The organism is Pseudobutyrivibrio xylanivorans (genome assembly GCF_008935055.1).
In the GTDB taxonomy this organism is placed as follows: domain Bacteria; phylum Bacillota; class Clostridia; order Lachnospirales; family Lachnospiraceae; genus Pseudobutyrivibrio; species Pseudobutyrivibrio xylanivorans_A.
Map to the genome: position 1 here is coordinate 2,081,209 of NZ_CP043028.1, position 25,095 is coordinate 2,106,303.

Sequence of the window (25,095 nt, forward strand, 5' to 3'; positions counted from 1 at the left end):
GTTCTATTCCTCCTTTTTTAGCTCTATGTAGGATTTATAATCCTCAGCATTCTTTCTTAATTTTTCCATAACCTCGACCATCATATCGATCTGCTCCTGCGGAATATCTCTGGTGATGTAGTCATCAACATCCATAATCTGTGCCTCCGCCAGACTTGTAAACTTCCGTCCTGCTTCAGTCACCACGATTTGCTTCTTCCTGCCATCGCCATCCACCGGTGCCTTTGCTATGTAGCCACTCTTCTCAAGATACTGCAGCATATCAGCCAGGGTTGATTTTGGAAAATGAAAAATCTTTTCCAAATCCTTTTGGAAAATCGGTTCCTCCTGGCGCTCCAAATAACCAAGTAACCAAGTGTGCTTCATATTGCACTGGCCTTCGCTAGTCTCTATGACACCACGACTGACAGCATTCCTGATTTCACGTGACGCACAATCCATAATGAATCCCAAATGAACTCTGCTGTCGAATTCTTTTTTTATCATAGTTCTCCTTTCTAGCTTATTTATAGCTTAGTTTCCTAGCATATTAAGTAAAAAACGCCGTTTGTTCGCCCCCGGAATGTTCGCTTCCGAATATTCCGATTCCGAACTAAAATGTATTATAAACCCTAAATTGTGTCCAAGCAACAAAAAAAATGTTAAACTTCGGTTAAAAATTCCACGAGCGTTTTTTTCCGTGGTATAGTAGACAATGAACAAGATAGGACTCAATTGTACTGTTTGTATATAATTTTCGAGGGGCAAATAATTAATTAAAGGAGTAAAACTATATGAGAGAAAGAAGCAAGGATTTAAGAGTTAGAAGAACTATTAATTCTATAAGACGTGCGTTTTTTGAACTGGTATTGGAAAAGAACTATAATGAGATTTCGATTACCGAGCTTACAGAAAGAGCTGGTATTAATAGAAAAACTTTCTATTTACATTTTTCATCACTTGATGATTTTGTAGCTGAGATTGAGGAAGAGATTGTCAGTGATATCTTAGACCATATTGGAAAGAACGCTGAGGAGTTTGATTTACCTGGATGTATCACAAACTTCTATCTTTACCTTGAGTCATGTAACGAAGTACAACAGAAACTTCTCTGTGATGATCACTACTCATTCTTCTATGAGTCAGTAACAGAGGGCGTTCTTCGTAGTGCACCTTTTGCAAAATTCTTTGAACGCACAGATTATCCTTCTATTGTGCGTTCTTACACAATTGCCATCACATATATTTATCGTGACTGGCTCAAAAATGGAAAGCAGATTCCATTTGATACTCTTACAACTCAGACCAGCAAAATCATCGAAAATGGTTATGCGGGCATATCAAAAGGAAAGATTCCAGCTAAATAACTGGAACCTCGAAAATCAAATATTAATCGGAGTGACGGGATTCGAACCCACGGCCCCCGCGTCCCGAACGCGGTGCTCTACCAACTGAGCCACACCCCGTAATACGCATGTTAAAAGTCAAGCTAATGCTTGACTTTTAGCTTGCCACAGCACACCCCCTTGCCGCTAGGCAATCCTAGATGGGTGTGCTTTCTTATTGTTACAGAATGAGCTTCATAGCTCCATAAATTCCGGCATCATTTCCAAGTGTAGCCAATGTAATCTTGGTACTCTTACATCCATGGAATGCAATCTGGTTAAATCTGTACTCTACTTCATCAATAAGGTATTGTCCAGCCTTAGACACTCCACCACCAATAACGAAAGCTTCTGGATTAACAACACAAGATATTACCTGAAGACCCTGAGCTAAGTACTCACATGCACGCTTTGCAATTTCCTTTGCAACAACATCGCCCTTCTTAGCCTCATCAAATACAGCCTTTGCGTCAAGTGGCTCAACTCCTCTGAGTGAACTTGCATCGTCATTCATAGCTAAACGAATCTTTGCAAGACGTGCAATACCTGTAGCTGAACAATACTGCTCAAGACAACCCTTATTACCACATCCGCAAGCATTTTCCTCTGTATAATTGACTCTGATATGTCCAATCTCACCTGCTGCACCTGCTGCACCACTGATAATATCATCATTGATGATAACACCGCCGCCTACACCAGTACCAAGTGTAACCATTACGGAGCTTGAATATTCTTTAGCTGCCCCCATCCAAGCCTCGCCGAGAGCTGCAACATTCGCATCATTACCAGCCTTTACCTTAAGACCACCAAGACACTCTGAGAATTCCTTCTCTACATTAAATACGCCCCATCCAAGGTTTACACAGCGATTTACAACGCCGTCTGCTGAAACAGGTCCTGGAATTCCAATACCAACACCTGAAATATCGTCAGAAGAGATACCCTTCTCTTCCATTTTCTTAATTACTGTCTGAGCTAAATTCTTAAGAATATTAACTCCTCCGTTAGTTGTATCTGTTGGAACCTCCCACTTCTCGAGAAGCTCACCCTCTGTGGTAAACAAACCACACTTGCATGTTGTTCCGCCTAAATCAAGGCCAAAACCATACTTTGCCATTTCATTTCTCCCTTTCATACCTTATTCTGTTACCGTCGTAATCTCGATATCTGTAGCATTGTCAGGTATCGATCCCTCTGGAACTTCCGTTCCTTCAAATGTTTGTGTAATTATACGATACGACGGTTGATCTGCTTCTTCCTGCTGGTCCTCTCCGGGATGCTCCTCATCAAAAACTCCATAAGGCTCTTCCTCATCAAATTCGCTGAATTCATTTTCATCAAACTCAGGCTCCTCCATCTGCTCCTCCGTGCCGATGAACTCCACTGGTCTCTTAAAGCCTATTGGCTGTAGTCCTTCGTGGATTTTAGCCATGTAATCCTGCCATATCTTGGCCGGATAAGTAGAACCCTTCAATCCCGGAACCTGCTTTGGAAGGTCGTAACCCACCCAAACGCTAGTCGTGTAATAATATGAATAACCAACAAACCAGCCATCTCTATTGCTATTTGTTGTACCTGTCTTACCAGCAACCGGCATTTCACTAAGGTTAATTCCCTTAGCCGTTCCGTCAGTCACTACCGATTGTAGCATATCTGTCATCGTTCGTGCAGCATTTTCTTTATAAACTTCAACTTCTTCCTCGTCTTTTTCGTATATAATATTTCCCTTTGCATCTGTTATCTTCAAAATGCATGATGGATTGCGCATGTATCCATCATTAAAGATGGTGGCATATCCCTTTGCCATCTCAAGAGGGCTCACCCCTACTGTCAATCCCCCAAGACATGCTGCCATTCCATAATCATCCTTTTCAATGTGTGAAAAGCCTAATTTCTTTAAATATTGTATACCAACCTGTGGTGTTAGTTCCTCATAAAGCTTCCAGGCTATGGTATTCTTTGACTTTGCTACTGCTTCACGCAAGGTTATCTCACCTGCATATGTGCCACCTGCATTTTCCGGTCCATCCTCAATTTCTTCATCTATCACAATCGTATCAGGCGTATATCCTCTCTCTAAAACAGGCGTATATACAAGCAATGGCTTTATTGAACTTCCTGGTTGCCTGAAGCTCTGATATGCTCTATTCAGCGTATATCCGCTAACATCCTGGCTTCTTCCCCCAACTATTGCCACCGCCATTCCTGTTTTATTATCAATTGTTACAGCTGCTCCCTGTAGTGCATAAATACCCTCCTCATTCACATCAGTGAATTCTTCTAGTTCTGTATCAATGACCTCCTGGAGCTGCTGCTGCATATCAATATTTATGCTCGTATAAATTCTATACCCTGATGTAAACAAACTCTTATTCCAGGTGTTATACATCTCATCGTAAACGGCTTCGTAATTCTCTCTACTTTGCGTTGTTTTAAAATCATTTTGGAATTCGAACCCATTCACTTCCATCAAAGCCCGTGTAGCACAGTAATATATATACGTTTCCACATAATTATTCTTTGTACCATTAGTTCGACTAAGAATTATCTGCTCCTGCCTTGCCTTATTATAGGTACTCTCACCTATCACTCCATCCGAATACATAGAATTAAGTATCAAGTTCCTTCTAGTCAGTGTATTTTCTGGATTAACAATAGGGTCATAATAGGTAGGACTGTTTGGTATCGCCAGCAAATAACATATCTCCGACAGTGTCAGTTCACTAATATCCTTACTGAAATAACCTTTTGCTGCTGCCTGAATTCCATAATAGCCGTTGGCAAAATACACATTGTTTAGGTAAAACTCTAAAATCTGATCTTTGGAGTACTTTTTTTCCATTTCAGAGGCAATATAAATCTCCTCCACCTTTCGCTGCCAGGTCTTTTCACTACTTAAGAATATTGTCCTTGCCAGCTGCTGGGTAATAGTACTTCCTCCCTGAGTAATCTCCTTATCTCGCAACACCGCAATAAGTGCTCTTGCAATAGCTTTATAATCCACACCATCATGTTGATAGAATTTCTTATCTTCAATTGAGATAATGGCCTGTGTAACATAAGTCGGAATCTGCTCGAATGAAATATAATAGACATCCTTCTCACCTTTCAGCACCGATATTGTATCTCCATTAGCTGCATACACTTCGCTCGTCTCAATCTGTCTAAAGGTTTCTGGGCTGGAACGGCGCACAATACCTACAGCCTCCGACTTCAAATCGGAAACAATAGACGCATAACCACTCACATAATAGTAACCAACACCGGCCACAACCAGGAGTAGTAGCAGGATTTGAACTTTTATTAGCCTCAGGATTTTTTTATCCCTTGCCCTAATTGCATGCGCACTTCCACTCATACCTCAATTGTAAACATTTGCCTGTTTATCCACAATACAAGCCACTTTTTCTCCACAGATTGTTCAAATATTCATAATGGTTCTTCTTTGACATATTCGATTTTAAAATTTGTTTAGTTCCCTTATATCCCTTGTATTTAAGGCACTGGACAATTATGATAGTATTAGTTTGGTTTATATCCCAAAATCTATGCTTTTGGGGTGAAATTTAATGATAATATTAGGGAGGTTTAACGTGGAAAAAGAAAAACTTGGCGTAACAAAAAATAACGAAGATATTATCGCCTATACACTTGTAAACAAAAATGGTATGCAGGCTAAAATCATGAATTATGGCTGTAACCTTTTGGAACTTTGGGTTCCAGATTCAGAGGGTATACTTTCAGATGTTGTACTTGGATATGACAAAATTGAGGACTATTTCGTAAACGGTCCTGGTTTTGGCTGCTGCATCTGTCCAAATGGTAATCGTATCGGTGATGCAAAATTCACTCTCAATGGTGTTGAATATAAGCTTGATGTAAACGATGGTAAGAACAATCTTCACTCTGGCTTCAATCCTATGCATAAGCGCATTTGGGATGTCGAATCTGTTGATGACAGCCATATCACTTTCACATGCCACAAGGCTGATGGCGAGTGCGGATTCCCAGGAGAGATGGATATCACTATCACTTATACTCTTGGAGATGACAACTCTTTAAAGCTTGAATATAGTGGAATCTCAGATGTTGATACAGTTTTCAACCCAACTAACCACAGCTACTTCAATCTTAACGGTCACGACACTGGTTCCGTTATGAATCACATTGTTTGGGTAGATGCTGATAAGTATACTCACACAGATGAAGCTTCTATCCCACACGGCGAGCTCCGCGACGTTAAGGGAACTCCGATGGATTTTACAACTCCAAAGCCTCTTAGCAAGGATACTGATGCAGATTATGACCAGCTCAACTGGGCAGGCGGCTTCGACCACAACTACTGCTTAAATAATCCATCACTTACTAAGCCATCTTGCACTCTTGAAGATCCTGAGAGCGGCAGAAAAATGGAAGTTTATACTGATTTACCTGGCGTTCAACTATATGCTGGCAATTACCTTGATACATCACATATTGGTAAGGGTGGCGTTACCTACGATAAGCGTTATGGCGTGTGCTTCGAGTCTCAGTACTTCCCAAATGCACTCAACGTACCAAGCTTTGCACAGCCTATCGCCAAAGCAGGCGTAAAAGCTCACTCAACTACAATTTATAAATTCGTATAAAGTACATAGATATAAAAAGAGCCAACTCATAGCGAGTTGGCTTTTTTAATGCGGCTCATAATCCAGGCAAGCGCGAGCAGGAAGGCTCCATGCCGGGGAAGGAGGGTGCCCCTTTAGGGGAGTTCCCTTGCCCGAGTATGGAAGGTGGCCTGCGGGAGCATGTAAACCTTGGATGCCGCTATTATAAAAATGCTTTAATCTGCTTGTAGATTCCTTCAGCGTCGAGCTCATACTTAGCAAGAAGCTTTACAGCTGGGCCTGACTCTCCGAATGTATCCTTTACACCGATGCGAAGCATCTTTGTAGGGCACTTCTCAGAAAGAACCTCTGCAACGGCTCCACCAAGACCCCCAATAACTGAATGCTCTTCAACAGTAACAACCTTACCTGTCTTTGAAGCGCTCTTTACGATAAGATCTGCATCGATAGGCTTAATTGTATGGATATTGATAACCTCTGCATCAATTCCGTCCTCTGCAAGCTTCTTAGCAGCCTCAAGAGACTCATTAACCTCAAGACCTGTAGCAATGATTGTAAGGTCCTTGCCTTCCTTAAGAACAACACCCTTGCCGATTTCAAACTTGTAATCTGCATTGTCGTTGATTACAGGTACTGCAAGACGTCCAAATCTAAGGTAAACTGGGCCATCCATCTTGTAAGCAGCCTCTACAGCAGCCTTAGCTTCTACATCATCTGAAGGATTGATGATTGTCATTCCTGGGATTGTACGCATAAGAGCGATATCCTCGTTACACTGATGAGAAGCGCCGTCCTCACCTACTGAAATACCAGCATGTGTAGCACCAATCTTAACATTAAGATGTGGGTAACCAACTGAGTTACGAACCTGTTCAAAAGCTCTACCTGCTGCGAACATAGCAAATGATGAGCAGAATGGAACCTTTCCTGTGCTAGCGATACCAGCAGCAATACCAACCATGTTTGCCTCTGCGATTCCACAGTCAATGTGACGCTCTGGGAACGCCTTCTTAAAAATACCTGTCTTTGTAGCCTCAGCGAGATCTGCATCAAGAACTACAACATTATCATATTTCTCACCTAAAGCAACGAGAGCGTTACCGTAGCTCTCACGAGTTGCGATTTTCTTAACATCTGCCATTACTCTTCACCTGCTTTCTTTAATTCTTCCATAGCAATTGCATATTCTTCATCGTTAGGAGCCTTTCCGTGCCATCCTACCTGGTTCTCCATGAATGAAACGCCCTTGCCCTTAACTGTCTTCATAACAATTGCAGTAGGCTGTCCCTTTGTCTCTCTAGCCTCTTTGAAAGCAGCGCGAAGCTGATCAAAATCATTTCCATCAGCGACCTCTACAACATGGAAGTTGAATGCTCTGAACTTGTCTGGAATTGGATATGGGCTGTTAACATCCTCAATGCGACCATCTATCTGAAGACCGTTGTTATCAACGATTACACAAAGATTATCAAGCTTCTTTGCAGCTGCAAACATTGATGCTTCCCAAACCTGACCTTCCTGAATCTCACCATCTCCAAGAAGTGTATATACACGATAGCTTTCATTTGAAAGCTTTGCAGAAAGAGCCATACCAACGGCTACAGAAATACCCTGTCCAAGTGAGCCAGATGATGCATCGATACCTGGTGTGTGCTGTACACATGGATGTCCCTGAAGATGTGAACCAATACTACGAAGAGTCTTTAAATCCTCAACTGGGAAAAATCCTCTCTGTGCAAGTGTAGAATAAAGACCTGGTGCAGTGTGTCCCTTAGAAAGCACAAATCTGTCACGATCTGCCTTCTTTGGATTCTTTGGATCAATATTCATCTCTTCAAAATAAAGGTATGTAAATACCTCTGTCGCTGATAATGATCCACCTGGATGTCCAGCCTTAGCTGCATGAACACCCTCAATGATGCCCTTGCGGACCTCAGTAGCTGTTTTCTTAAGCTCTTGATTAGTCATTTTTCTCCTCCTAATACTTAATATCCAACGCCTTTATTGGCTATGAATAATCATATAATTATCTCATCTCATCAAGCGTAATCAGCATAATATTTTTAATCGCTGATGAAATGGTAACAGCGTTTTCATGAAATCCTGCGTTCGAGAACACAAGATAAAATGCATCCCCCTGCCTATGAAGCTGCTTAGTCTTCTCAATAAGCAACTTCAGCTGCGCAACCTCAATTGGTTCGTGATTGTAATAGCACTGAGCAAAAATAGTAGCAGATTTGCCATCACACTTTCCTAATGAAACCAAATCAAATCCATCTGTTGTGCCTGCCTCGTCATCATTTACCCACCAGTTTCCTATTTCTTCAACAGTAAATGGTAACTGATTCTTCTCGCTTTGGTCTGCCAGATACTCACCACAAATCTTGATGAATACGGTCTTCATGTAGTCATCCAAAGATTCCTCAACGGCTGCCCATAGCTTTTCAACATTTCCACAATTGTAATCATCAACATTTGGTACAACAAACTTGTACCAAAACAATGTGCTCGTGTTTACGATTGAATAACGTGTTTTCTTTCTATTTGTAATCTCAGTAATAGCTGTATCCTTTGTACAGATACCAATTGCCATTAAGGAATTCAAATATGGAACAACAACATCCTTTGGCTTCTCAACCTCTGCAGAAATCTGATTAACACGATTCAGCCCCTTTGCCAAGGTTGCCAACATATAATTATAATATGCAAGCTCTCTAAGCTCCGTCGCCATAACCTTTTCTGGATTAAGGCCAAAATTTGTGTTTTTATCTAAAAATAGTTTTACTGTAATTTCTTTAAGTTTATCATCTCTAGTAATTGGAGAAAGACCATAGCCTTTAAATCCACCAATTCCCAAAAGATTTGCTACTCTGACAAGATTATATGGTATACCACCTGTGATTCCATATAAATATGCTGCCTCTTTTGGACTAGCATCCCCAAAGAATTGGCAGGAATCATAAAATCCTAAGGGTTTAACCTCTAAATCCAAGCTGATATCCTTAGACCATATAGCTTTCTTACCATTAACATGCTTGTCAATCAGCACAAAAGCATCTGAGCAGAATATCAATTTAACCGGAAGGTCCTTCCATTCACCAACTACATAGTCGTGTAGAAGTCTATCAAATTCGGAATCTGCCTTTACGAAGTTTGGATATTGATCGATTATAATGAGCTGCTTTTCCTTTGATGCTCTCTCACTAATCTCTTTACAGAAACTGGCAGCATCCAGTGCTTCCATTCCCATCAGCTGCCCTAAGCGTTCAAGCTGATGCTTTCCCGTAGTTTCATATGCCTCAAAGAATATAGCATTCTTTTCCTGTGCAAACTCCTGTAAAAGCGAAGTTTTGCCAACACCAATGGAACCAGATACTACTGCAACAGAAACAGTTTCTCCCTCATAAAACCCATTTAATTTCTCGATTTCATTTTTTCTTCCTATAAACATAACACCTCTCCTTTACACGCAGTACGCGCGTGCAAATCTATGGTATCACGTTTCAACTATTACTGCAATATTATCCAAATATTACGATTTTGTTTTTATATTTCTAAACTATTTTAGCAATACTTGTAATAACTATTGTTTACTTTAGCATTATCTACTAAATTATGCAATAAATCGTTCTCTTTTTTTACCTTTTAAGGGCGAAAAAAAGACCTGAGATATCTATTCTTTTAAGTATGTTATAATTCTTATATACCCTTTTTATTTGTTGAATGAATTGTGAGGACGTGCATATGCCTGGATTTATCACTCATCTAACCTTTGGAGAACAAACCTTATCATTCATAGATTCAAAAGAAACAATCTCTATTTTAGACACTCATTCCACCTGTTTTGGCCTGGGCCTACAGGGGCCTGACATATTTTTCTATCATATTCCGTCATATCTTTTATATAAACTGAATATTGGTAATATCATGCACAGGCAAAATGTAATGCTATTCTTTGATAATCTAATCAACGCCAGAAACTTCATGGACAACGAAAAAGATCGAGCTGTATGTGATGCTTATATAATTGGGTTTATAGGACATTACTCATTAGACGTAGCTTGTCATCCATATATATATTATAAAAGCGATCATTTTAATAACCTTAAACGAGGTCACGCCTACGATTTTGGCAAACACGTTTCATTAGAGACTGATATTGATCACATTCTGCTAGATCACTACTTCCACATTCGTCCAAACCAATTCGACTACGCTGCCGCAGTACGTCCAACTAAAGATCAGAAAATAATAATTGCTAACCTATTACATTCTGCTATAAACAATACTTTTCCAAACAATAAAGTACGTCTTTGTACAATCAAAGGCGCTATAAATTCATTTATAAAGCTTAACAAAATGATGCATGACCCAAAAGGTAAGAAGAAAAAATGCATTAGAAATATAGAACAATTTATTTTTAAATGCTGTGTAATATCTGCCATGATTCCAAGTGACACAATAATAAAATACGTAGACCCTTGTAATACGTTACACAACACTTGGCATAACCCTTGGAATCCGATTATTCCTCGTACTGAAAGTGTAATAGACTTGATTAATAAAACCATGCCACAGTATCTAGACCGAATTAAGCTCTATATGCTTTCCTGCGGCAATTTAGATAATATTAATGATGAATTAGATTCTATAATAGAAACAGATCGCTATCTTCACTATAGAAATCAGCTTCTAGCCAATTTAAGTGATTTAAGCTATATCAGCGGTCTACCGATTAAAAATTAATAGTATAATGAAAAAACCTTCAGAATTTATCTGAAGGTTTTTTACATAATAAAAGTGCCCAGAGTCGGAATCGAACCAACGACACGAGGATTTTCAGTCCTCTGCTCTACCAACTGAGCTATCTGGGCACGAGTTGCGGGAGATGGATTTGAACCACCGACCTCCGGGTTATGAGCCCGGCGAGCTTCCAGACTGCTCCATCCCGCGATGTTAAAAAGATGGGCGGTGGTGGATTCGAACCACCGAAGCAATTTGCAGCAGATTTACAGTCTGTCCCCTTTGGCCACTCGGGAAACCGCCCATATTTACAAACTATATTCAATTGAATGGGACCTACAGGGCTCGAACCTGTGACCCTCTGCTTGTAAGGCAGATGCTCTCCCAGCTGAGCTAAGATCCCACAGTAAATATTGAATTTGAACGACCCCAGAGGGACTTGAACCCATAAAATAATGGAGGGGTGAGCTATGAAGTATGTATGTGATGTATGCGGGTATGTTTTTGATGAAGAGCTGGGAGAGCCAGATTGGGACGTTGAACCAGGAACAAAATTTGAGGATTTGCCAGAGGATTTTGTATGCCCAGTTTGTTTAGTCGAGAAAGAACATTTCAAACCTGTAGAAGAGTAAAACCAAATCATAGGAGGAAACTAATATGAAGGTATACTGTTACGAACGATGTACAACTTGTAAGAAGGCATTAAAGTGGTTAGATGATAATGGGATTAAGTACCAACTAATGGATATAAAGGGAGACCATCCTGATGAGAAGACTCTTAGGGCTGCTCACAAAAAGAGTGGTGTCGAGCTGAAGAAGTTTTTTAATACAAGTGGACAGCTTTACAGACAGATGGAGCTTACAAAGAAATTACCAGAGATGTCTGATGATGAAAAGTTTAAGCTTTTGGCATCAGACGGAATGCTTGTAAAACGACCACTTGTTATTACAGATGATGCAGTGCTTCTTGGATTTAAAGAGGCTGAATGGACAGAGGTGCTTAAGTAGACTAGAGGCAACAGGGAAGAGAATGGATTACTCGGATAAAAGCCTGGGACATATACCAACATAATAGGGAGACGAATACTATCAGAAAATTCTCGGCCTAAATCTTTGCAAAGATGGGCAGGAAGTTTTGGATATCGGCATAGGTAAAAAAATAGAGTTAATTCAGAACTATGAAATCCGCATTAAGATAATAGGGGGAGTTATGACAAAGGAATTATTCTTTCAGGCAATTATAAAGCTTGTTGCAGGGATTGTTATACTTGGGGCATTATTATTTATACCTGCAGGTACCTTTAATTATTGGAATGGCTGGCTGTTTCTGGCAGTTCTCTTTATTCCAATGTTTATAGCAGGCATCATTATGATGTTTAAAAATCAAGAGCTTCTCAAAAAGAGATTAAATGCCAAGGAAGAGCAAGGGGAACAGAAGCTGGTAGTGCTCTTTAGTGGAATAATGTTTATCGCAGCCTTTGGTGTAGCGGGACTAAATTTCAGATTTAAGTGGATTGTTTTGCCTCAATGGGCAATTATAGTTGCTACCATCATTTTCTTAATAGCTTACATTTTATATGCAGAGGTAATTAGAGAGAATGAATTCCTTTCAAGAACTGTAGAGGTTCAGGAAAACCAAAAGGTTGTAGATACAGGGCTTTATGGAATCGTGAGACACCCAATGTATTCAGTTACCCTGTTGTTATTTGGAGCAATGCCTTGGATTTTGGGCTCCCCAATTTCTTTTATAATTATGCTTATCTATATTCCTATTATTGTAAAAAGAATAAAAAATGAGGAGCAGGTTTTGAAGGAAGGACTTGAAGGTTACAGCGATTATTGTGAAAAGGTACGCTATAGAATTATTCCTTTCATATATTAGAGACACCCGGTATTTACAGACAAAAGAGGAGAATAACAATGAAAACTGTAGTAATCAATGGGCAGAACCACAAGGGCTCTACCTATCACATTGGAATTGAACTTGCTGAAAAAATAGGCGGGGAAATTACAGAGTTTTTTCTACCAAGAGATTTTGGTGAGTTTTGCGTTGGCTGTACCAGTTGCTTCTTAAATGGCGAAGATACCTGCCCACATGCCAATAAACTTAAACCAATCACAGATGCTATGGATGAAGCGGATGTTATTATTCTAACCAGTCCAGTTTATGTTTACCACGCTACGGGTGCTATGAAAGCGCTGCTTGACCACTACGGTTTCCGATGGATGGTACATCGACCTGAGGAGAAGATGTTTAAAAAGCAGGGCGTGGTTATCAGCACTGCAGCAGGCGGGGGAATGAAATCAACCAATAAAGATATGGCAGATAGCCTACATTATTGGGGAATACCAAAGATATATAAAATTGGAATGGCTGTTGCGGCGATAAGTTGGGAGAAGATTTCACCAAAGAAGATGGAGAAGATTCATAAAGAAACTGATACGCTTGCTAAGCAAATCATAGCAAATAATGGTAAGGTAAAACCGGGGTTAAAAACAAAAGGTTTCTTTGGAATATGTCGTTTGATTCAAAAGAGTGGATATAACCCAAAGGATATGGAATATTGGAAAGAAAAAGGATGGTTGGAGAAACGCCGTCCTTGGAAGGAGAGATAAACATGGTAAAACACATTATTTTATGGACACTGAAGGATGAGCTTTCAGCAGAGGAAAAAGAGCAGGTAAAGAAGGGAATCAAAGAAGGACTTGAGGGGTTGGCTGGAAAAATTCCAGGAATGATTGATATAAAAGTTAATATCAATGGACTTGCCAGTTCAAATGCAGATTTGATGCTGGATTCTTCTTTTGAAAGTGAGGAAGCTCTTAAAGGGTACGCAGTGCATCCAGAGCATGTTGCAGTTGCTGACGGAAAGGTCAGACCTTACACAAAAATTAGAAGTTGCCTAGACTTTGAGGTGTAGTTATTTTGGAGGAAAACATGAGTAAAAAACTTGCAGTTATATTCCCAGGAGTGGGTTACCATGCAGACAAGCCACTTCTTTATTATTCAAAAAAGCTTGCCAAGAATAAAGAATACGAGACTATTGAAATTAAATACGAATTGCCTGAGGCAGGAACGGTGATAAAAGCAGATGCCGAAAAGCGCCAGCAGGCTTTTGACACAGCCTTTGAGCAGGTGACAGAACAGTTAAAAGATATCGTATTTACGGATTATGAAAAGGTGGTTTTCATTGGAAAAAGTATCGGTACAGCCTTAGCAGCAAGATACAACATGACCTATGAGTTAGAGGCAGATCAAATCATTTTTACACCTATAGAAACAACCTTTGCGTTTGTTAACCCTTGTGAAGGCTTTGTATTCCACGGTGATGCTGATCCACTCTGCGACACAGATATGTGTACACAGCTTTGCGATGAATTATCACTTACTTATGTGGTAATACCAAATGCAAATCATTCTCTTGAAACGGGGGATGTGATGGTGGATATTGCCAACCTTCAAACAGTAATGGAGTTGGTTGATAAGCTGATATAAAAGATTAAGTAATAAGGTTAGGAATTAGAAATGCAACTTATATTTATTAGACACGGGGACCCAGACTATGAAAATGATACGCTTACAGAGAAAGGACATCGTGAGGCACAGCTTCTCGCAGATATTATTGAGCAATATCGTATAGACGAAGTGTATCAGTCGCCTCTTGGTAGAGCAAAAGACACAGCGGCCTACAGCTGCAAGAAATTAGGTATTGAACCGGTTACTTTAGATTGGCTGAAGGAGTTTCCTGCTCAGGCCGACCCTAATATTTCCGAGGATGTTCGTAGAGCATATGCTAATGAGCTTCAGAAAGATGAGACAACTGGTGAATACAAGTCTCATATTCTTTGGGATGTGTTGCCATCATATTATATTGACCATCCAGAGCTTTTTGATAGAAATGGTTGGAGGGAATCCAGTCTGGTAAAGGCTAGCAATATGCCGGCTCTTTATGATGAAGTAACTGGCGAGTTTGAGAAGTTTTTGAAGGCTAATGGCTACGAGAAAGAGGGAATGGCATACAGGGTATCGCAAAATAACGATAAAGTAATCGCATTCTATTGCCACTATGGACTTACATCCTTGTTACTCTCATATCTGTGGAATGTATCACCTTTTGTGGTGTGGCAGTTTACGGCCTTGGCTCCAACTTCTGTTACAGAGGTGGCATCCGAGGAGAGAGAAAAGGGAATTGCTACATTTAGAACTCTCCGTGCAGGAGATATATCGCATTTACGAATCGGAAATGAGGAGCCATCATTTTCGGCAAGATTTTGCGAAAGATATGAAAACATGGATGAAAGACATTAAAGAGAGGAATTATTATGTCATATTTAATTAAGGATACAACAAAAGAAGAGCGTGAGCAGATTGTTAAGGAGTCTCTTGGAAATATTGAGGCAAACTGTGACGGCTGTATGGCAGGTTTGGCTGAGATGTATCAGGATTACATTGATGGTAAGAAGGAACTCAGAGATATAAATATGGAATTCAATGCCAGATATGTTAAGGACAACGATATGGAGACTCGTGGTTCCAGCTGCGTGATGTAGAACGACGGAGTAGTGGAGAAAGGTGTTATGAAAACTATTACAAAGGGAGAAATAAAGGGAGAAGACAAAAATGCAAATTGGAAGTTCAAATGATACAGCGGCTGTAAAGGCACAGTATGCAACATCAAAGAGATACGATGTTAGGGTTAATTTTCACGACATGTATTCAACAAACAAGCAAGGATATAGCGACTGGCTTGTTTCCAACTATGATATCCGTGAAGGCATGAAAGTTCTTGAGCTTGGCGGAGGACCAGGCGGCTTGTGGGTAGGAAGAGAAGACATTATAGCAAGATGCAGCAAGTTCGTATTTACGGATTTTTCTGAGGGAATGCTTGAGACAGCTAAAAAGAATTTAGGTGAGCGCGATAATATAGAATTCAGAGTGGCTGATATTCAGAATCTTGATTTTGAAGATGACGAATTTGATGTGGTAATTGCAAATGGAATGCTTTATCACGTGCCGGATTTGGAAAAAGCACTGAGTGAAGTTAGAAGAGTATTAAAGGATGGTGGAGTATTTTACTGCGCTACTTTTGGAGAGAACAATTTCACAGATAAGCTTGCTGAGTGGTTTGAATTAGGCGGTGAGGAGTTCCACCCTAATCACAATTTTACATTACAAAATGGCGGAGAGAAGCTCCAAAAGGAATTCAAGGAAGCGAAAGTAATTGTCTTTGAGGATTCTCTTCATATCACTGAAATGGAGCATCTTGTAGAGTATCTTCAGAGTCTTGCATCTTTTAAGGCAATTTTAGATTTACCAGTTGAGAAAATTAGAGAGATTCTTTCAACTCATTTTGAGAATGGTGCAATTGATTTGCCTAAGGAATATGGAACATTTGCCTGCCAGTAAATTATAGGTTTTTGATTTTCCTCAGAAAATCAAGAACCGGACATGGACCAATATTTTCTGAAAGAAAATATTGCTTGGCAAAGCCAAGTTCTTGTGGGCTTTTTCCTTAAGTAGCCCACAAGAAGTCATAGTTTTTTATTCTTACAGATATCATAATCAGGTATCTGGATATTAATAGAGGTGACTATGGAACTAATAAAGGGAAGACCAGATAATATAGAGGGACGTTTGCCAAGGGAGGTTCGTACTTACGATTTTTTAGATTCGCTTGGAATCGAATATGAGAGAACAGACCACGAAAGGACGGATACCATGGAGGCCTGTAACAAGGTCGATGAGATTTTGGGCGTAGTGATTTGTAAGAATCTATTTCTATGCAATCGTCAGAAGACGTCATTTTATCTGCTGATGATGCCAGGAGATAAGAAGTTTAAGACAAAGGAATTATCATCACAGATAGGCTCTTCCAGACTTTCATTTGCAGAACCGGAGGATATGTTGAAATACCTAGACATCGAGCCGGGTTCTGTAAGCATTATGGGACTTATGAATGACAAGGACAATGCTGTGCAGCTCCTGATTGACGAGGATGTTCTTAAAGATGATTACATCGGATGTCATCCGTGTGTGAATACATCAAGTATGAAATTACTCACGGAAGATGTGATTCAGAAGTTTCTGCCAGCAGTGGGACATGATTATAGGACTGTTCACTTGGTTGGGGAAGATTAAAGAATTATTACGGAGGAGATTGGATATTCTGTATTCAAAAGTCATATAATAACATAAATAATATAAAACACAATTTGGAGAGTCGGTTTGTCAAATGTTTTAAATACCAATCTATTATCATTTCTAGAACTAATAATGTACGAAACAGGATATCTATCATATAAATCGATAATGGCACTTAAATATAGTTTTTTCTTTTCACCAGGTATTTTAAATTCGGTTACATCTGTTGCCCATTTTTGATTTGGTGCAGTTGCATAGAAATCTCTTTGAAGAATGTTTTCAGCTACAGCCTGTGGTGTTGAAGATATATATTTTTTCTTTTTCTTTCTGATAACAGAATGAACATTTAACTTCTTCATTATCCTGTGAACACGTTTTTTACTATAATTCGTGTGATTAAAATGATTGATCCAAGAGGTCATTCTTCGATAGCCTAAGATATGATTAAAACGCGCATCATACTCTTTAATAAGATTTGCTAGTTCAATATTTTCCTGTTCTTGAATAGGTATTTCTCTATGCAACCATTTATAATAAGCAGCTCTTGAAACAGATAACTGCTTACACATCCAGTTAATACTCCAGCCTTTGTTTTCATAAAAGTATTTAATTGCCATATACTTTGATTCATAGCGTTGTTTGCCGAGCCTCACATCCCTTCGAATTCTTTCACTTTTTTTAATAATTGTACCAACATGTCATTTTCTTCTAACTGACGCTTAAGTCGTTTGTTTTCTCTTCGAAGACGTTCTAATTCATCTACTTCATCATCAGTTTTATGACGACCACGTTTATCAGACAATCCTTCTTCACCAGTAGCATCATATTTTCTAACCCATGAATACACTTGACTATATGAGACATTATACAAGCTAGCCGTGTCTTTATAAGCTCTGTCATGCGATAAACAGTATTCAACGATTTCTTTGCGCTCTTCAATAGTGGTTTTTCTTCTTGCTTCTGCCATATAGACCTCCCGCATAGGATTATAATCCTTGAGTTCTCTATTAGCATTATATAATAAAATCCAATGATGTAGAGTTGAAGACGAAGGTATACCATGTTTAATGGCAATATCCTCTAGCGACCCTTGTCCTTCAAGATACTCTTCAATTATTTGTAGTTTTTCCGAGGCAGAATAGCATCTATTACCACTAGATTGAATAAATGCATTTTCGCCAAATGCAAGATATTTACGAACCCATCTTTCGAGCATTTTATAATGACTACTTTCGCCATGATTAATGCCATACTTATCATATATTTCTTGGCGTGATAAATTTCCTTCGAGATAGTCTCTACACGCGGCAATCTTTAATTCTGTAGAATATTTAGACATAAAAAACCCCCTTAAGTAGATTTGGTTATTTACCATGTCTACTTAAGGGGGAGCATATCATGATGTCGACTCTCTTTTTTAGCTGAGATAATTGAGTTACAATGAAAAAAATACATCTTGAAGTTAATAACATTTGTGATATGATAACAATAGATTTTGTAAAATACAATTGCGCTAAATTGACATAATTTAGTAAGTAGAGAATAAAAGGAAATAATAATAAGAGGTTTTTATCATGAACAAGGAATTTAATATTCAGGAGTATATGACACGAGGTGTTGAAAGGGTAGTTTCAGATGCTATAAAAGCAACTCTTAAGAACCCTAAAGAAAGTGCTTACATGGCTAGATTTGCAATGGCTACAAAAGCTGCTTCGAAGAAAAGGGCAAAACTGGAAGCAGAGGGTGAGCATATTCCTCCATTTTTAATTGCTAGTATAACAAGCAGTTGTAATCTTCACTGTGCTGGTTGCTATTCCAGATGTAATAATGCGACTAATGATACTGAACCTGTTCATCAGCTTACAGACGATGAGTGGCTTAAGATTTTTGATGAAGCAGATGAGCTTGGTGTTAGCTTCATTCTTCTTGCAGGAGGTGAGCCACTTCTTAGAAAAGGTGTTATAGAGTCTGCTGGCAAGAAGCAGAATATACTTTTTCCGATTTTTACGAATGGAACCTTCATGACAGATAAGTATTTTGAGCTGTTTGATAAAAATAGGAATCTTATTCCAATAATGAGTATCGAGGGAGAGAAAAAAGCTACAGATAATAGACGCGGTGATGGTGTTTATGATAAGCTCATCTCAAATATGGATGAACTTCAAAGTCGCGGACTTATTTATGGAGCTTCAGTGACTGTGACAACGGAAAATCTTAATGATGTTTCATCTGAAAGCTTTATAGGTAGCCTGTCTGATAAGGGATGCAAGGCTGTTATATTTGTTGAGTTTGTTCCAGTGACTGATGATTCAAAACATCTTGCACCTGGTGATGATGATAGGGAATATCTTAAAAATGAGATTATGAGACTGAGACAGGAGCATCCTGAGATGGTATTTGTATCTTTCCCTGGAGATGAGAAGAGCTCAGGAGGATGCATTGCTGCAGGGCGCGGATTTTTCCATATCAACTCACATGGTGGCGCAGAACCATGTCCATTTTCACCATATTCGGATATCAATGTAAAGGATACTTCTCTTAGGGAAGCTATGAACTCAAAACTATTCAAAGCGTTGCAGTCAGAAGGAGTGCTTATGGATGACCATGATGGTGGATGCGTTTTGTATGAAAAGAGAAAACTAGTTGAAGAAATATTTTTAGCATAATTTTAGGAGGGTGAATTTATGGAATTTAACACTAATATTTTTGACCAATATGATAAGAAGTGGGCTTTGCTTACCGCAGGTGATAAAAGCAACTTTAACACTATGACAATTAGCTGGGGCGGTCTTGGAACCATTTGGAACAAGCCGGTAGCTACAGTTTATGTAAGAACATCTCGCTATACACACGAATTCATGGATAATAATGAATACTTCACAGTAAGTTTCTATCCAGAAGAATATAAGAAAACATTAGGTGTTCTTGGCTCTAAGTCAGGTCGTGATATGGATAAGATGAATGAATCAGGTCTTAATCCTAAAGAAGTTGAGCATGGTATGACTTTTGCTGAAGCAGAGGTGACTCTTGTTTGTAGAAAGCTTATGTGCCAGCCACTTGAGCCTTCAAATATGAATCCAGATATTGCAGAGCAGTTCTATGGAAAAGAAGCACAGCATGATATGTATATTGGTGAAGTAGTAGGGATAATATAGTACATCTGAAATTGCAAGTAGAAATTTTACTATATTATTTTGTGCAGATTATCATCTTATCATTAGACGAAGAATCCCGATATAGAAAGTACCATAATAAATCAGTAGAGATACTGAGTACAGTAAAGGGCTATCACTGTTAAATATGGCGATAGCCTTTTGCTTATTAGTCTAAGGAGGGATAGCCATGCTGGTAGTTGTAGTTGTGATAGTTGTATTATTCGGTATAGAAATAATTAGAGTAAAGAATATTAGTAATGATAATGGAAAAGAAGAACTTCAGATGGAGGAAATCCCCCTTCAGGATGATTGGAAATGATGAACTAGTAGCTTATATATACAAGCTATAGCAGATACGCTATGGCTTGTTTTTTTATGTCTGATTTTTGTACAATTCATATATCCTCAATATTCGTAATTCTGTTGCATTCAACACCTTAGAATTACTATAATAGACAAATACAAGGCGGAATTTGTGGTATTCAAATTTTTATTATGTATACGGATATATTTTTGAAGATAAATATTAAGCATTAAGGAAGGAATTAAATATGTATTACGTACCAGATGGAACTACTCTTGCAGGTTTTTATGAATGCAAAGAGTGTGCAAACAGATTTTTATCTATACAGGTAGGGCCAAGCCTTGTTTGCCCATATTGCGGTGAGCAACCAAATATGGAAATTGGACCAGATGAAGAAATGCCAGTAGCAACTGAGACAGCAAAGTTACTTTCAGTAGTACAAGGCGAGGAAGAGGTAGAGCGAATGGATGCCTTGCTTTCGTTGGCCGTGACTGGTGGAGATTATGATTGGATGTAGCGTAGCTAGGTAAAATTGCTAAATAGCTTAATAATAGGAGGGAGAAAAGCCAAAGAGTCGAGACTGTTTATTGGCATTAAGAGCGCACAGATACTGGACGAAAGAATTGTAAAAAAGTTGGTTATAGTTCTTTTGGCAGTTTCTGGAATTGTGTTAGTTGGGATTAATTTGTAAAGGTAGACTTTAGTGATGATATTTTTAATGCGACATGGAGAAGATGATAATACAAGACTGGGTGGCTGGAGCGATTAATATTATCAAATGTATAGAAGAGGGATTTCAATATACCAACAAGGAAGTGCGTTATAAAGTTGGACATGCGGAAATAGTGCCGGTAGATTGAGATAATGACGGGCAGACAAAATAGGAGAGGGTAAAACAACATGAGCAATGTTATTTTCCTTGATGTAGATGGGGTTTTGAATTCAAAGTTTTGGGATAATGAGCATCAGCGTGAAATAAGTGAGGGGAAATACGTGGATGTAGACTCGGTTAAGCTATTTTCAAAGCTTGTTAAAAAGACTGATGCAAAGGTCATTCTCCATTCTGGGTGGAGATTTTGGTTCGATGATAAAATGAAACCTAATAGGGCGGAAGCAAGATTCTTTACAGATGTCTTGGAGAAAGAAGGGATATTAATATCTGGAGTAACTCCAGATTTAACTACAGAAGAAATTCGAAAAGCTAAGAAATTCAGTCTTGTTAAGGCTGACGAAATTCTTCAGTGGCTTAAAGATAATCCCACTGATAATTGGTTGGTTATTGATGACCTAGATCTCCATAATAGTGAGATTACAAGCCATCAGGTTAAGACAGACGCAGAGGTTGGCCTTACAGAAAATGATGTTGAGAAAGCACTGGATCTACTTTTAGGGAATGTTGGGTGTAAGTAGTAATGACTTCAAAGGAAATTACTGGAATGGAAAAACTAAGTGTAAATGGAATTGAATATGAAATCAAAAAGCTCTTAGGAAAGGGCAAGGGTGGATATTCATATTTAGCAGAAAAAGATGGCAAAGAATATGTAGTGAAACAGATTCATCATGAGCCATGTTCTTATTATCAGTTTGGAAATAAAATTCAGTCTGAAATAAATGACTACAAAAGATTGTCGGGTATTGGCATCAAGATGCCTGTAATGATTGATGTGGATGTGGATAATGAGCGCATCGTAAAAGAGTTCATAGATGGAAAAACAATTTATGATCTTGTTCTAGAAGATAATATGCAGCAGGATTACATTGCTCAGGTAGAATCCATGTGTAAACTGCTATATCCAGCAAATACAAATATCGATTATTTCCCAACCAATTTTGTAGTTAACAATGGCGAGATTTTTTATATCGATTATGAGTGTAATGACTATATGGAAGAGTGGAATTTTGAAAATTGGGGGATTAAATATTGGTCAAAAACTCTAGATTTTTTAAAGTATGTAGATGAGCATAAATGAATTAAGAGGAAAATATTATATGAAAAAGTATAAGGTAGCTGCAGTTATAATGATAATACATGGTGGCTTTATGGAACTTGGTGGAGTTCTATGTATGATACCAGCTTTGTTATTAGGAGCTGATCAGTTTGATATTGGCCAGTATTTTGAATTTAAGCTTCCATATTTTCAAGATAATCTTTATATGATGATGGTTATGGGGGCATTATATGGAGTCATTAGATTAATTGGAGCAATAGGTCTGCTTAAAAATCGAATGTGGGGGTTAGTTTTATCAGTAATAATTTCCACAATTACTATTACATTAATGATGTTTTTATTACCAGCAGGTATTATGGATGGAATCCTTTCAGGAAGTACCTTGATTTTAATGTTAATGCAATTTTATGGAGATAAAAAAATAGTGGAATAAATACTGGATTAGTGTACAAAGGGGATAACATGAAAACACGAGAAGAGGCATTGGTCTACGGCTTAACATTCGCATATACGTATCAGGAAGCTCCTTTTCATGATCCAAACTGGCAGCTTATTAGAGTAAAACCTAGTAAGAAAGCTTTTTGTGGACATATGAAAAGGATGGATACATTTGCCTAAATTTAAAATGTGACCCTGAATGGAGGGATTTTTGGAGAAATACCTATGCTGCGGTTCAGCCTGGGTATCATCAAAACAAAGAACATTGGAATACAGTTATTTTGGATGGCTCAATACCAGATGAGGATATCAAGAGGATGATAGCTGAAAGTTATGACCTTGTGACTGATTCTCCTACAAAACGTATATACGAAGCAGTTAAAAGAATTCCAAAGGGCAAAGTGGCAACCTATGCTCAGGTAGCTGCAATGGCAGGAAATCCAAAGATGTGTAGAGCAGTTGGAAATGCTCTTCATAAAAATCCAGACTTTGAGAATATACCTTGCTATAGAGTAGTGAATTCCAAGGGGGAGCTAGCAGGTGAGTATGTTTTTGGTGGAGCCTGGGCACAAAGGGAGCTGCTAAAAGCAGATGGAATAGAAGTTATTGATGGGAGAGTTGATTTAAAGAAATATGGTTATACGGGGGATTAACACTAATGAAAAAGAGAATTGTTGCATTACTATTTGTGGCAACCATGCTACTGACATCTTGTGGTAATGCTTCACAGACAAACACTACGCAGCAGGAATCAGCAGAAAAAACAGACACAAGCGCCCTTGATAAATACAAGGATATGTCCGCAGAAGAGATAGTGGCATCACTTACACTGGAGCAGAAGGCTGCTCAGATGGTACAGGGGGCTTTTTACAATGTTGATTACGACGACATGAAAGAACATGACTATGGTTCAGTTCTTTCAAAGTTCGAGGATCTTCCTAATCCTACAGCAGAAGAATGGTATGAAATCGTCAGCCAGTATCAGAGCAGTGCACTTTCTTCTGAGGCAGGGATTCCATATATCTATGGGCAGGATAGCGTCCATGGAGTGAACTTCGCATACGGTTCTGTAATCTTTCCACAGAATATTAATATTGGCGCAGCAAATGACCCAGAGCTCACCAAAGAGTATGGAGCACTTGTTGGCTCAGATATTGTGCACACAGGCATGCTTTTGAATTTTTCACCATGCGTGGATGCAGCTCAAGACCCTAGATGGGGCAGGACTTATGAGTGCTTTTCTGATGACAACGAGATTATCAAGAATCTTTCCACAGCCTATGCGGAAGGACTGTTGTCTGAGGGCGTGGTGGTATGTGCCAAGCATTTCTTCGGTGGTGGATATACAGCCTATGGAACAGGAGAGTATTCAGGTAACACAGAAAGATTAATCGACCGCGGGGATGCAGATATGTCCCAGGAGGAGATAGATGCACAGCTATCAGTTTATGAAAGTCTCGTAAATGCTGGCGTGCAGTCCATTATGGTTTCTCACTCATCTCTTATGGGCACAAAGATGCATGAAAATGAAAAATACCTTAGCTATCTAAAAAATGAGTTGGGATTCGAAGGCTTCATTCTTTCTGACTGGGATTCGTGTATTATGTGCTACCTCCCAGGTTCGGAAGGTGGTTACGCAGTGGCAGATGTGCTAACTGGGGAAGCTAGCACATCAGGAACACTTCCGATGCCATATTACTCATCTGTTGATGAGATTGGAACTGGAAAATGCTGGCACGAAGCTGGCTGGAGTGCGAAGTAAGGGAGAAAGTAATTGAAAACAGTTGTATTACTTTATGAGACATGTTGTATTTATGAAATCGTAATTACGAATTATTTCCTTCAGTATAGTGGTCGTGAATTAGTATTTGCGACTATGGATGGAAAGCCTGTTACAGCGCAGGAAACTATAGATTTCTGGAAGTTTCATAAGACATTATAATTGAAAGAAGCATATAGAGGCTTAATATGAAAATAGAACACATAGCAATGTACGTAAATAATCTTGAGGCTGCCAGAGATTTCTTCGTCAAATATCTAGGTGGAAAATCTAATGATGGCTACCACAATAAGAATACAGATTTCCGTTCTTATTTTATTTCTTTTGAGGATGGTGCAAGGCTTGAAATAATGAATAAGCCAGATATGGTTGATATGGATAAGCAATTAAATAGAACTGGGCTGATTCATATCGCATTTTCGGTTGGAAGTAAAGAAAAGGTGGATGAGCTGACAAACATATTAAAAGAAGATGGCTTCGAAGTTGTCAGCGGACCTCGCACTACCGGCGATGGATATTATGAAAGCTGTATTGTGGGAATTGAGGGAAATCAAATCGAAATAACAGTTTAACGAATTACTAAAACTGAAGGGCAACAAACAGGAGAAGA

Annotated in this window: 31 protein-coding genes, 5 tRNA genes and 1 pseudogene; 24 read left to right on the forward strand and 13 right to left on the reverse strand. The window is 38.9% G+C overall.

What is annotated here, in order from left to right:
* Positions 1-3 precede the first annotated feature (3 nt).
* Complete coding sequence (locus FXF36_RS09385) at positions 4-486, reverse strand: MarR family winged helix-turn-helix transcriptional regulator (protein ID WP_151623507.1); 483 nt, start codon at positions 484-486, stop codon at positions 4-6.
* A 287-nt stretch (positions 487-773) separates the two neighbouring features.
* Here FXF36_RS09385 and FXF36_RS09390 point away from each other — a divergent pair, with 287 nt between their 5' ends.
* The gene (locus FXF36_RS09390; RefSeq protein WP_151623508.1) at positions 774-1,346 is read left to right on the forward strand and encodes a TetR/AcrR family transcriptional regulator; all 573 of its coding nucleotides are present in this window, start codon (positions 774-776) and stop codon (positions 1,344-1,346) included.
* Positions 1,347-1,372: 26 nt separating this feature from the next.
* On the opposite strand, the gene FXF36_RS09395 is transcribed toward FXF36_RS09390, so the two are convergent.
* The 3 genes from FXF36_RS09395 to FXF36_RS09405 form a co-directional block, all read right to left on the reverse strand.
* A tRNA-Pro gene (locus FXF36_RS09395) sits at positions 1,373-1,445 on the reverse strand.
* Between the two features lie 100 nt (positions 1,446-1,545).
* Positions 1,546-2,484 carry an ROK family glucokinase gene (locus FXF36_RS09400; RefSeq protein WP_151623509.1) on the reverse strand — a complete coding sequence of 313 codons (939 nt, stop codon included), beginning with the start codon at positions 2,482-2,484 and terminating at the stop codon, positions 1,546-1,548.
* A gap of 21 nt (positions 2,485-2,505) precedes the next feature.
* Positions 2,506-4,725, reverse strand: a complete 2,220-nt coding sequence (locus tag FXF36_RS09405) for a transglycosylase domain-containing protein (protein WP_151623510.1) — start codon at positions 4,723-4,725, stop codon at positions 2,506-2,508.
* A gap of 235 nt (positions 4,726-4,960) precedes the next feature.
* Here FXF36_RS09405 and FXF36_RS09410 point away from each other — a divergent pair, with 235 nt between their 5' ends.
* Positions 4,961-5,995: an aldose epimerase family protein gene (locus tag FXF36_RS09410; protein ID WP_243143486.1), complete on the forward strand. Its 1,035-nt coding sequence runs from the start codon at positions 4,961-4,963 to the stop codon at positions 5,993-5,995.
* Between the two features lie 181 nt (positions 5,996-6,176).
* Here the strand turns inward: FXF36_RS09410 and FXF36_RS09415 are convergent, their stop codons facing one another.
* From FXF36_RS09415 to FXF36_RS09425, 3 genes are read right to left on the reverse strand one after another with little or no spacing between them, the layout of a single operon-like run.
* A complete protein-coding gene (locus tag FXF36_RS09415; protein ID WP_151623512.1) occupies positions 6,177-7,115 on the reverse strand; it encodes a transketolase family protein in 939 nt (312 codons plus the stop codon).
* Positions 7,115-7,942 carry a transketolase gene (locus FXF36_RS09420; protein ID WP_151623513.1) on the reverse strand — a complete coding sequence of 276 codons (828 nt, stop codon included), beginning with the start codon at positions 7,940-7,942 and terminating at the stop codon, positions 7,115-7,117. Before FXF36_RS09420 ends, FXF36_RS09415 begins: the two co-directional genes overlap by 1 nt.
* A gap of 58 nt (positions 7,943-8,000) precedes the next feature.
* Positions 8,001-9,425: an ATP-binding protein gene (locus FXF36_RS09425; RefSeq protein WP_151623514.1), complete on the reverse strand. Its 1,425-nt coding sequence runs from the start codon at positions 9,423-9,425 to the stop codon at positions 8,001-8,003.
* Between the two features lie 293 nt (positions 9,426-9,718).
* Between FXF36_RS09425 and FXF36_RS09430 the strand changes: the two genes are divergently transcribed.
* Positions 9,719-10,720, forward strand: coding sequence for a zinc dependent phospholipase C family protein (locus tag FXF36_RS09430; RefSeq protein WP_167511350.1), 1,002 nt, complete (start codon positions 9,719-9,721; stop codon positions 10,718-10,720).
* A 55-nt stretch (positions 10,721-10,775) separates the two neighbouring features.
* On the opposite strand, the gene FXF36_RS09435 is transcribed toward FXF36_RS09430, so the two are convergent.
* The 4 genes from FXF36_RS09435 to FXF36_RS09450 form a co-directional block, all read right to left on the reverse strand.
* Positions 10,776-10,848: transfer RNA gene (locus FXF36_RS09435), tRNA-Phe, on the reverse strand.
* A gap of 5 nt (positions 10,849-10,853) precedes the next feature.
* Positions 10,854-10,927: transfer RNA gene (locus tag FXF36_RS09440), tRNA-Met, on the reverse strand.
* Between the two features lie 12 nt (positions 10,928-10,939).
* Positions 10,940-11,021, reverse strand: a tRNA-Tyr gene (locus tag FXF36_RS09445).
* A gap of 26 nt (positions 11,022-11,047) precedes the next feature.
* Positions 11,048-11,120 (reverse strand) — tRNA-Val (locus tag FXF36_RS09450).
* 67 nt (positions 11,121-11,187) lie between these two features.
* On the opposite strand from FXF36_RS09450, the gene FXF36_RS09455 reads away from it, so the two are divergent.
* The 10 genes from FXF36_RS09455 (at position 11,188) to FXF36_RS09500 (ending at position 16,856) form a co-directional block, all read left to right on the forward strand.
* Positions 11,188-11,349 (forward strand): rubredoxin, encoded by a 162-nt coding sequence (locus FXF36_RS09455; protein ID WP_151623516.1) that lies wholly within the window; start codon positions 11,188-11,190, stop codon positions 11,347-11,349.
* A gap of 25 nt (positions 11,350-11,374) precedes the next feature.
* Positions 11,375-11,725: an arsenate reductase family protein gene (locus tag FXF36_RS09460; protein WP_151623517.1), complete on the forward strand. Its 351-nt coding sequence runs from the start codon at positions 11,375-11,377 to the stop codon at positions 11,723-11,725.
* 202 nt (positions 11,726-11,927) lie between these two features.
* Positions 11,928-12,599 (forward strand): methyltransferase family protein, encoded by a 672-nt coding sequence (locus FXF36_RS09465; RefSeq protein ID WP_151623518.1) that lies wholly within the window; start codon positions 11,928-11,930, stop codon positions 12,597-12,599.
* Between the two features lie 38 nt (positions 12,600-12,637).
* Positions 12,638-13,333, forward strand: a complete 696-nt coding sequence (locus tag FXF36_RS09470; protein ID WP_151623519.1) for a flavodoxin family protein — start codon at positions 12,638-12,640, stop codon at positions 13,331-13,333.
* 2 nt (positions 13,334-13,335) lie between these two features.
* On the forward strand, positions 13,336-13,638 hold the full coding sequence (locus FXF36_RS09475; protein ID WP_151623520.1) for a Dabb family protein: 303 nt from the start codon (positions 13,336-13,338) through the stop codon (positions 13,636-13,638).
* Positions 13,639-13,655: 17 nt separating this feature from the next.
* The gene (locus tag FXF36_RS09480; RefSeq protein ID WP_151623521.1) at positions 13,656-14,213 is read left to right on the forward strand and encodes an alpha/beta hydrolase; all 558 of its coding nucleotides are present in this window, start codon (positions 13,656-13,658) and stop codon (positions 14,211-14,213) included.
* Positions 14,214-14,243: 30 nt separating this feature from the next.
* A complete protein-coding gene (locus tag FXF36_RS09485) occupies positions 14,244-15,026 on the forward strand; it encodes a histidine phosphatase family protein (RefSeq protein ID WP_151623522.1) in 783 nt (260 codons plus the stop codon).
* 14 nt (positions 15,027-15,040) lie between these two features.
* The gene (locus FXF36_RS09490) at positions 15,041-15,268 is read left to right on the forward strand and encodes a purine biosynthesis protein PurH (protein ID WP_151623523.1); all 228 of its coding nucleotides are present in this window, start codon (positions 15,041-15,043) and stop codon (positions 15,266-15,268) included.
* Positions 15,269-15,338: 70 nt separating this feature from the next.
* The gene (locus tag FXF36_RS09495) at positions 15,339-16,124 is read left to right on the forward strand and encodes a class I SAM-dependent methyltransferase (protein WP_151623524.1); all 786 of its coding nucleotides are present in this window, start codon (positions 15,339-15,341) and stop codon (positions 16,122-16,124) included.
* A gap of 186 nt (positions 16,125-16,310) precedes the next feature.
* Positions 16,311-16,856 carry a prolyl-tRNA synthetase associated domain-containing protein gene (locus tag FXF36_RS09500; protein WP_151623525.1) on the forward strand — a complete coding sequence of 182 codons (546 nt, stop codon included), beginning with the start codon at positions 16,311-16,313 and terminating at the stop codon, positions 16,854-16,856.
* 41 nt (positions 16,857-16,897) lie between these two features.
* Here FXF36_RS09500 and FXF36_RS09505 read toward each other — a convergent pair whose 3' ends face one another.
* Together FXF36_RS09505 and FXF36_RS09510 are read right to left on the reverse strand one after the other, a co-directional pair.
* On the reverse strand, positions 16,898-17,476 hold the full coding sequence (locus FXF36_RS09505) for an IS3 family transposase (RefSeq protein WP_151623526.1): 579 nt from the start codon (positions 17,474-17,476) through the stop codon (positions 16,898-16,900).
* A 32-nt stretch (positions 17,477-17,508) separates the two neighbouring features.
* On the reverse strand, positions 17,509-18,198 hold the full coding sequence (locus FXF36_RS09510; protein WP_151621986.1) for a helix-turn-helix domain-containing protein: 690 nt from the start codon (positions 18,196-18,198) through the stop codon (positions 17,509-17,511).
* A 235-nt stretch (positions 18,199-18,433) separates the two neighbouring features.
* Here FXF36_RS09510 and FXF36_RS09515 point away from each other — a divergent pair, with 235 nt between their 5' ends.
* The 11 genes and pseudogenes from FXF36_RS09515 (at position 18,434) to FXF36_RS09555 (ending at position 25,057) form a co-directional block, all read left to right on the forward strand.
* Positions 18,434-19,525, forward strand: coding sequence for a radical SAM/SPASM domain-containing protein (locus tag FXF36_RS09515; protein WP_151623527.1), 1,092 nt, complete (start codon positions 18,434-18,436; stop codon positions 19,523-19,525).
* Between the two features lie 18 nt (positions 19,526-19,543).
* Positions 19,544-20,014: a flavin reductase gene (locus FXF36_RS09520; protein WP_151623528.1), complete on the forward strand. Its 471-nt coding sequence runs from the start codon at positions 19,544-19,546 to the stop codon at positions 20,012-20,014.
* Positions 20,015-20,201: 187 nt separating this feature from the next.
* On the forward strand, positions 20,202-20,333 hold the full coding sequence (locus tag FXF36_RS16740; protein ID WP_263008647.1) for a hypothetical protein: 132 nt from the start codon (positions 20,202-20,204) through the stop codon (positions 20,331-20,333).
* A 232-nt stretch (positions 20,334-20,565) separates the two neighbouring features.
* The gene (locus FXF36_RS09525) at positions 20,566-20,835 is read left to right on the forward strand and encodes a hypothetical protein (RefSeq protein WP_151623529.1); all 270 of its coding nucleotides are present in this window, start codon (positions 20,566-20,568) and stop codon (positions 20,833-20,835) included.
* A 383-nt stretch (positions 20,836-21,218) separates the two neighbouring features.
* Positions 21,219-21,728, forward strand: coding sequence for an HAD domain-containing protein (locus tag FXF36_RS09530; protein ID WP_151623530.1), 510 nt, complete (start codon positions 21,219-21,221; stop codon positions 21,726-21,728).
* A gap of 26 nt (positions 21,729-21,754) precedes the next feature.
* Positions 21,755-22,288: a BUD32 family EKC/KEOPS complex subunit gene (locus tag FXF36_RS09535; RefSeq protein ID WP_151623531.1), complete on the forward strand. Its 534-nt coding sequence runs from the start codon at positions 21,755-21,757 to the stop codon at positions 22,286-22,288.
* Between the two features lie 19 nt (positions 22,289-22,307).
* Positions 22,308-22,700, forward strand: a complete 393-nt coding sequence (locus FXF36_RS09540) for a DUF2127 domain-containing protein (protein WP_167511351.1) — start codon at positions 22,308-22,310, stop codon at positions 22,698-22,700.
* 29 nt (positions 22,701-22,729) lie between these two features.
* A pseudogene (locus FXF36_RS16935) lies at positions 22,730-23,358 on the forward strand (MGMT family protein).
* A 5-nt stretch (positions 23,359-23,363) separates the two neighbouring features.
* A complete protein-coding gene (locus FXF36_RS09550; protein ID WP_151623533.1) occupies positions 23,364-24,467 on the forward strand; it encodes a glycoside hydrolase family 3 protein in 1,104 nt (367 codons plus the stop codon).
* Between the two features lie 12 nt (positions 24,468-24,479).
* A complete protein-coding gene (locus FXF36_RS16325) occupies positions 24,480-24,647 on the forward strand; it encodes a hypothetical protein (protein ID WP_167511352.1) in 168 nt (55 codons plus the stop codon).
* A gap of 26 nt (positions 24,648-24,673) precedes the next feature.
* Positions 24,674-25,057 (forward strand): VOC family protein, encoded by a 384-nt coding sequence (locus FXF36_RS09555; protein WP_151623535.1) that lies wholly within the window; start codon positions 24,674-24,676, stop codon positions 25,055-25,057.
* Positions 25,058-25,095: the final 38 nt, after the last annotated feature.